This is a genomic window from Acinetobacter psychrotolerans (genome assembly GCF_048552595.1).
In the GTDB taxonomy this organism is placed as follows: domain Bacteria; phylum Pseudomonadota; class Gammaproteobacteria; order Pseudomonadales; family Moraxellaceae; genus Acinetobacter.
This window is the reverse complement of sequence record NZ_JBIMDK010000026.1, coordinates 24,160-31,223: the sequence shown is the minus strand read 5'-3', so window position 1 is coordinate 31,223 and position 7,064 is coordinate 24,160. Positions and strand designations below refer to the sequence as shown.

The window sequence follows — 7,064 nt, the reverse complement described above, 5'->3', positions numbered from 1 at the left end:
CCCAACCAAGCTATTGATTTATCAGAAGTTTCATTTAACATCACCGCCGATGGATGTGCATTCTACAGCATTTCATTTCCAGAACAACCCCTTTTTTTAAATTAATTAATCAGGTGTTTATATTTCAAACCAAGAAAACAATAAATCATTGTTTTATATTGATTATTATTTTAATTAAAATTTATGCTTTTATTCTGGTTGTTGTAGATATGCCACAATCATGAGGCTTAATTCCTTTTTAAGCTGTTGTTCTGAAATCAGAAAGTTATTATTACTCACATATCGCATCATGGTGAATAATGTACTATTGATAATGACAAAGGATTTATTCTTAAGTATTTCAAAACTCCAGTCTTTAAAGAAACGACTAAATACATATAGGCCCACTTCATAAAAATGCTTTTCTAATATCTGTGCTGCCTCTGAATTATTATAACCGTGCCAACTTTTAAGGATCTCCATAAAGAAACCACCATCAGCCTTCATCATATCAAAACCGAATTGAATACTAAGAGGTACGATCTCTTCTAGGTTTAATCCTTCCTGTGACATTGCTATTTGCTTGAGTGCTAGACCCAGTTGTTCACTCTTACGGCTTAATAGTTCTTGGACAATCTCATCTTTATTTTCGAAGTATTGATAAATCGACCCAACACTAACACCTGATTTTTCGGCAATTTTAGGTGTTGTCACTTGCTGTAGACCATATTCTACAATACACAACTGTGTAGCTTCTAAAATATTTTCTACGATAATTTTGGCGCGTTGTTGTTGCGGTTTTTTTCTCATTATCCAACCTTTTAAATGCGAATTGAATGCGAATAAATATTCATATTATAGTTTAACTAGACAATAATCGGAAATTAAATTCGATGCAAACGATAATCACCCCAAAACGTTTAGCACCATTTGAACAAATGGTGAAATCTGATTTAAAAGCAAAAATTCTAGGTTATATGACCAATGATTATATTCAGCCGAGCTATGAAGAATATTTATCGCTAAATGAATCACTTCAAACAGGCGACATTCCCATGGATAAGGTCATGCAATGGGTGATGCAAAACCCGCGAGAGCATCGTAAATATTTTGAAACAGCACTGTATAAAGGTTTAGATCAACTTCCGCATGAAATACCTGAACTGACCGAGTTTTTTAATTTAGTCGAACAAAAACCAAGTTGGTTTAATCAACAAAAAATTGATGCTTCTTTGCAGTTCACTTATCGCCTGGGTTTAAATAATAGTTTGGTTTTACGTGATCTGGCATTAATGACGGGTTATTTATATCCAGGCTTTAATCAACCTTTGATTTTGACTGGTGCATCGAACAAACAAGCAGGTAAAAGACTGGCAGAAACCAATAAATGGTGGATGGATATTACAGAACCCAATTCATTTGAACGCTTTAATGCAGGCTTTACATCGACGCTATATGTCCGTTTTATTCATTCTTTAGTTCGCTTCCAATTGAATAAATCTGAAAAATGGGATGCCGAAACATGGGGAACAGCAATTAACCAGTATGATCAAGCCATGACAAATATTGCTTTTAGTGGTGTGGTTTTATTGGGAATTAGAGCCTTAGGTATTTTCCCAAAAAAACAGGAAGTTGATAATTTTCTGCACTTTTGGAAATATGCAGGTTGGTTAATGGGTATTGATGAAAAATGGTTAATTGATGAAGAATCTGAGGGTTGGAAACTCATTTATTGGCTGCGATTTACCCATCCGAATGCAGACGAAAGTAGTATTTCACTCGGCTCAAGCTTATCTAAAGAGCCTTTTGAGCGACAATATCGCTATTTTCGTCCACTCCAACAGAAAATCGCCTATAGACAACACCTTGAACTTACACAGTTTTTCATTGGTCGCAGCCAAATGAAAAAGTTAGGTTTAAAACCTCGATCTGCATCTTGGTTTGCTTATTATCTTTTTGCAAAAAATGCTTTGCTTTATACAGGTGCTCGACGCTTTAAATTTTTAGATGATTTTTTATTAAAAAATGGTCGTGAAATGCAGAAAATCGGACTTGAAATATATAATGAACAAAGCCAAAATTTAGCGACAATGCACTAACAATATTTAAAAAGTTAAATATGCAATAAAAGAAGGAAGCCATTATGACTTCCTTCTTTTTACATACAACTCACGATCTATTGATTGGTGTGATGTGAAGGCATCGGCTCAGAAGCTGTTTGCTGATGTGGCATATGCTCAGAACCCTGCATCGCAGGCATTTCATTATGTTGCATCATTTTGTTTTTCTGGCTCGGCATATAATCTGGCTCATTATTCATTGCCAAATAAAAAATACCCATAAAAATACAACTCAAAATGATTGAGATGATAAGTAGTTTCCAGCCCCAAAATGATTTTTCAGGTGATAACTTATTACTCTCTTGGCTCATAACACATCCTCATATTTCTGTAAATTTTACGTATTTCAATCAATTAAAACTTCATACTCATACGAGCCCAATAATTGCGCCCTGTATTGTTGAATTGTTCAGTTGATGCAAAACCGAAACCTGAGCTGCCTGCTTTATTCAAATGCTCGGTATAGGTTTTATCCAAAACATTATCGATACCCATCGCAAGACTAATATCGTTTTGGATGTTATACGTGGCATTTAATGCAAGTGTCGTAAAACCTTTGCTTTCGCCCATGTCATAACCAACAATATTACCTTTATTGAGGTTAATACGATCCTGTTTTGCCACGGCACGCCACAATAAACCCAATGAATATTTATCTTGTACATAACGTAAGTTAAAACGACCTTCCAAAGGTGCAATTTGTGGCAATGGATCATGATTATCATCAATCTCACCCCACGCATACATGGTACTCAAATCTGCTTGAATCGCATCTGTGAATTGATAACCCACACCTGCTTCAGCACCTGCAATCACCACATCGACATTTTTTGCCCCTGCACTGAATGAAGAACCGTGATCATGATCGGAGCCATGCCCACCCATTCCTGTTGTTGGGTGATTATGATAACTCATCAGAATATAGTCATTCACCAATCCTGCATACGCAGAAACCCATGAGCTAAAAGCACCGTGTTGATGTTGATAACCCATGTCCAATTGCAAGGTTTTTTCTGTATTTAGATCATTAAATGCCGGTTTAGACATACCTGTATTGCCATGTGCTGTACTGAACAATTCCCAATAATCTGGAACACGTTCTACATAACCTAAACCAACATAAGATTTTGCATTATGCTCAGGATGTTGATTTTCTATACGAATAAAAGCACTCGGTAAAGTTTCTTTACGCTCGTCATTCAACTTTAAAGCATCAATTTTAACCTGATCTAATCGTGCACCAGTGACCAATTTATAATCATCATTAAATTGATACGCCATTTCCCCAAAAGCTCCGTAAGAGTGGAACTTCATATTGGTAGACAACGGCATATCCATCATCAATGACTTCATACTGCCTGCATGATGGTTTTGCTGTGAATCGATACCCGTAATCAAACTCAGTTTGTTCCACTCACTGGTCATTGCAAGACGTGTATTTAAAGTACGGCGAGTAACCTGCATTTCCGAAGGGTTAGGCATCAACATCGTCATGTCACCATGCTTCATTTTTTCTAATGGAGGTGTACGCAAACGAAAATTATCCATCACATGATCGTTATAACTATAATTTACCTGCCCTTCGAGTTTTTTAATCACAGAGGTTAAATTTTTCTTTTCAACACGTAAACCTAGACTTTCACGAGCAAACTGTGAACCATCCATATCACGACCTGCATATAAAGCCTCACCATCTGACTTTCCACCCGTGAGTTCAATCCACGTATCCTCATTCGGTGTCCAACCGAATGCTAAATCTGTGTTCCAACGCTCCCAAGCCGATGGAACTTTATTGCCATCACCATCTTTATAACTATTTGACTCCGAACGATTGGCATTCAAGCGGATATATTTTTTCTCATCACCTGCAACCGCTTCAAGATTATGATCCAAACGCCCAAAAGAACCGACTAAGACACTAGCTTGCCCTAAATAGTTTTTATCTTTCGATAATTCAGGTTTTAGACGTTCGAAAATGACGGTTGCTGCAGATCCAGTATTGGCATATTGAACCGTTTGAGGGCCTTTCACGACAGTTATACGATCAAAACTTTCAGGCTGTACATAAGACGTTGGTGCATCCATACGTACAGGACAAGCACCGAGGTTTTCTGTGCCATCTGTCAGGATTTTTATACGTGAACCAAACATGCCACGGAAGGTCACATCGCCATTGGTTCCACCATTTTTAATTGAACTAAAACCTGCAATGCTTTGTAAATAATCTGCGCCATCACTTGCAGGAATAGGCTGAATCGGTTGCTTTGGATCTGCATGAATAATCAGACCATTAGCAGTATTATTCAGTTGTGCAGTCACCACAATTGGGGCAAGTTGGGCAGTATTATCCTGCGTTTGTGCAAAGGTTGTTGCTGAATAACATGCAACACAAATCGCAGCCGTTAAAGGCTGTAAATAGAACTGTGGTTGAGCCATTTTCTTTCTCTTAAATCATCAATATGAACTGCGGCTAAAGCAGCGTAAGGGGCTTGATAAAAGACCCTAAAAATAAGTTTTGATTTATGCAGAAAGAGGTGGCGCTCGCCCTTGGGGAATAAGAAAAAGTCGTTGTAGTACAAAATAAACATGACGAAATGTTTTTTGGAATGCAACCAAACGAACTTGAATACGGTCTAGTACTGCTTTGACTTCAAGCTCAGGGGGCAAAACCAAGTTGCCATACACTGTACAGTATTGGCATTGGTGACCTGCATCGTGATGATGCGAAGAAGATTCAGAGTGATCCGTGGATGCGACATGTGCGATTTGCGACACATGATCCAATGGTGCAGATTGAGAATGTAGATATCCTGTCTGCTGATGTTCAGAGCCGTGATCTTTTGAGTCATGTTGATGGTGTGTACTGTGTTGATGTTTTTGGTAAAACTGACTCTCTACCAAAACTTGAGAAATAGTTTCACAGACCGGTGCAATTTGATATTGCTTCGGTAATAAAGGCTGTAAAAAAACAGCGACCTGTAAAAATACTGCGCTAAAACCTAGCAGTAAACCTATTCTCAACAAAACGTTCATCTCAACATTTTACGGGGCTGAGTATAACAAAACCCAATCAAAATTGGGTTTTATCTTCTATTTGAATTTAAAAACCGCATAAATTCAGAATATTAGCAATACAAATTAACGTTTCACAGCAACATTTTGCTTTTCACGTTGACGTACCGCTTTCTCAACTTTTTCACGTGCGCGTTGGCGTTTTAATGGCGATAAATAATCGACAAATAATTTGCCATTTAAGTGATCCATTTCGTGTTGAATACAAACTGCAAGCAGCTCATCTGCCTCCAACTCAAAAGCTTTACCCTCTAAGTCCATTGCATTGATTTTTACACGTGACGCACGCTCAACTTTATCGTATATTTGAGGAACAGATAAACAGCCTTCTTCATAAGGCATTGTTTCTTCTGTGAGCGGTGTTACTTTGGGGTTAATGAACACCATCGGTTGATCTTTATTTTCAGACAAATCCATAACGATGAGCTGAATGTGACGATCAACTTGTGTCGCAGCCAGACCAATGCCTGGCGCTTCATACATTGTTTCAAACATGTCTGCCGCTAACTGACGAATTTCATCGGTTACGGTATCGACAGGTTTTGCAATGGTGCGTAAACGGGGATCAGGAAAACTTAGAATATTTAATAAGGCCATACTGTACCCTCACTTGCTATGCCATTGATCTTAAAACTAAATGAAGAATATGCTTCATTAAAAAAATGCGTGTAATATGCGTATTATAACGCATATAGATACATAATTTTAGGAATTATGATAATGAAAAAGGTTTTAACTGGCATAACGAACTTTCATGCCAAGGGGTTCAAGAAACAATTACTTGCTGTAACACTATGTTTAAGTGCAGGATTCACTTACATGGATGTAACACATGCAAGTCCAAACGCTAATCCTCCTGCACTCAAAACAAGTGCACCCTATGTCTATGTTGTCAAACGTGGCGACACTTTATGGGATATTGCAGGTAAATTTTTAAACAAACCTTGGCGCTGGCCTGAAATTTGGGCGAGCAATAAACACGTTAAAAACCCGCATTGGATTTACCCTGGCGATAAACTGCTACTTTGTACCTTAGAAGGTCGTCCACTTATTGGGGTCGATGAGGGAGATGGCTGTGAAGGTATTATTCGTCGTCATCAAGGCGGAACATCTTTACGTCCTCAAGTCCGTGTTGAATCTATCAATAGCGCAATTTCTGTCATTCCATTGTCAGATATTCAACAATGGTTAGAACACAGTATTGTGATCAACCCTGAATCTTTACAAAATATTCCTTATACCATTGGCGCAGCAGATAACCGTGTCGTTACTGGCGCAGGTCAAACGGTATATGCACGTGGTAATGGTTTAGTGGTTGGTCAGCGTTATGGCGTATATCGCGAAGCTCAACCGTATACTTTTGTTAATGCAGAAGGTCAAAAAATCAATGCAGGTATTGAACTCACTGAAGTGGCTTCAGCACTTGCCACAGCAGATGAAAATGATATTACCACCCTAGAACTCACAGATAGCTATAATGCTGAAGTTCGTCGTGGTGATTATGTATTACCTCGTTATGATGCTGAATTACCGAGTTTATTCTACCCAACCACCACCACTGATGTAACTGACGGTGGCAAAGTTGTTCGTGTGCAAGGCTCAATTGGGACAGCAGCTCAACATGGCGTAGTGACCATAGACCGCGGTAGCTTAAGTGGCGCTAAAGCTGGACAAGTATTTAGCATTTACCAACAAGGTGAAGTTATTCGTGATCCAAAAACTAAAGAGTCAATCAAACTACCAAGTCAAAAAATTGGTACGCTGATGATCTTTAAGAGCTTTGATCATTTGAGCTATGCGTATATTTTAGACAGTAGCTTGCCTATTAAACTGGGTGCTGAAATTAAACCAACAGCGCTTGCAGATAATTAAAATATTCACTGTATAAAATTG

General features: G+C 38.3%; 7 protein-coding genes. 2 read left to right on the top strand and 5 right to left on the bottom strand.

Annotation, left to right across the window (positions count from 1 at the left end; translation table 11 throughout):
* Positions 1–189: 189 nt before the first annotated feature.
* Complete coding sequence (locus tag ACG94X_RS16055) at positions 190–789, bottom strand: TetR/AcrR family transcriptional regulator (protein WP_419384697.1); 600 nt, start codon at positions 787–789, stop codon at positions 190–192.
* Positions 790–872: 83 nt separating this feature from the next.
* Between ACG94X_RS16055 and ACG94X_RS16050 the strand changes: the two genes are divergently transcribed.
* Positions 873–2,078: an oxygenase MpaB family protein gene (locus ACG94X_RS16050; protein WP_419384696.1), complete on the top strand. Its 1,206-nt coding sequence runs from the start codon at positions 873–875 to the stop codon at positions 2,076–2,078.
* A 77-nt stretch (positions 2,079–2,155) separates the two neighbouring features.
* On the opposite strand, the gene ACG94X_RS16045 is transcribed toward ACG94X_RS16050, so the two are convergent.
* From ACG94X_RS16045 to def, 4 genes are all read right to left on the bottom strand, one after another.
* A complete protein-coding gene (locus ACG94X_RS16045) occupies positions 2,156–2,410 on the bottom strand; it encodes a DUF4199 domain-containing protein (RefSeq protein WP_419384695.1) in 255 nt (84 codons plus the stop codon).
* Positions 2,411–2,453: 43 nt separating this feature from the next.
* Positions 2,454–4,535: a TonB-dependent copper receptor gene (locus ACG94X_RS16040; protein ID WP_419384694.1), complete on the bottom strand. Its 2,082-nt coding sequence runs from the start codon at positions 4,533–4,535 to the stop codon at positions 2,454–2,456.
* Between the two features lie 84 nt (positions 4,536–4,619).
* Entirely contained in the window at positions 4,620–5,132 is a 513-nt protein-coding gene (locus ACG94X_RS16035; RefSeq protein WP_419384693.1) for a DUF2946 family protein, read from the bottom strand.
* A gap of 105 nt (positions 5,133–5,237) precedes the next feature.
* The gene (def, locus tag ACG94X_RS16030; protein WP_419384692.1) at positions 5,238–5,768 is read right to left on the bottom strand and encodes a peptide deformylase; all 531 of its coding nucleotides are present in this window, start codon (positions 5,766–5,768) and stop codon (positions 5,238–5,240) included.
* A 123-nt stretch (positions 5,769–5,891) separates the two neighbouring features.
* On the opposite strand from def, the gene ACG94X_RS16025 reads away from it, so the two are divergent.
* On the top strand, positions 5,892–7,043 hold the full coding sequence (locus tag ACG94X_RS16025; protein ID WP_419384691.1) for a LysM peptidoglycan-binding domain-containing protein: 1,152 nt from the start codon (positions 5,892–5,894) through the stop codon (positions 7,041–7,043).
* The last annotated feature ends 21 nt before the right edge of the window (positions 7,044–7,064 follow it).

What these genes read in the sequence shown, in the direction of transcription:
- ACG94X_RS16055 (WP_419384697.1), bottom strand. Translation starts at nt 789, where the DNA reads ATGAGAAAAAAACCGCAACAACAACGCGCCAAAATTATCGTAGAAAAT.
- ACG94X_RS16050 (WP_419384696.1), top strand. Translation starts at nt 873, where the DNA reads ATGCAAACGATAATCACCCCAAAACGTTTAGCACCATTTGAACAAATG.
- ACG94X_RS16045 (WP_419384695.1), bottom strand. Translation starts at nt 2,410, where the DNA reads ATGAGCCAAGAGAGTAATAAGTTATCACCTGAAAAATCATTTTGGGGC.
- ACG94X_RS16040 (WP_419384694.1), bottom strand. Translation starts at nt 4,535, where the DNA reads ATGGCTCAACCACAGTTCTATTTACAGCCTTTAACGGCTGCGATTTGT.
- ACG94X_RS16035 (WP_419384693.1), bottom strand. Translation starts at nt 5,132, where the DNA reads ATGAACGTTTTGTTGAGAATAGGTTTACTGCTAGGTTTTAGCGCAGTA.
- def (WP_419384692.1), bottom strand. Translation starts at nt 5,768, where the DNA reads ATGGCCTTATTAAATATTCTAAGTTTTCCTGATCCCCGTTTACGCACC.
- ACG94X_RS16025 (WP_419384691.1), top strand. Translation starts at nt 5,892, where the DNA reads ATGAAAAAGGTTTTAACTGGCATAACGAACTTTCATGCCAAGGGGTTC.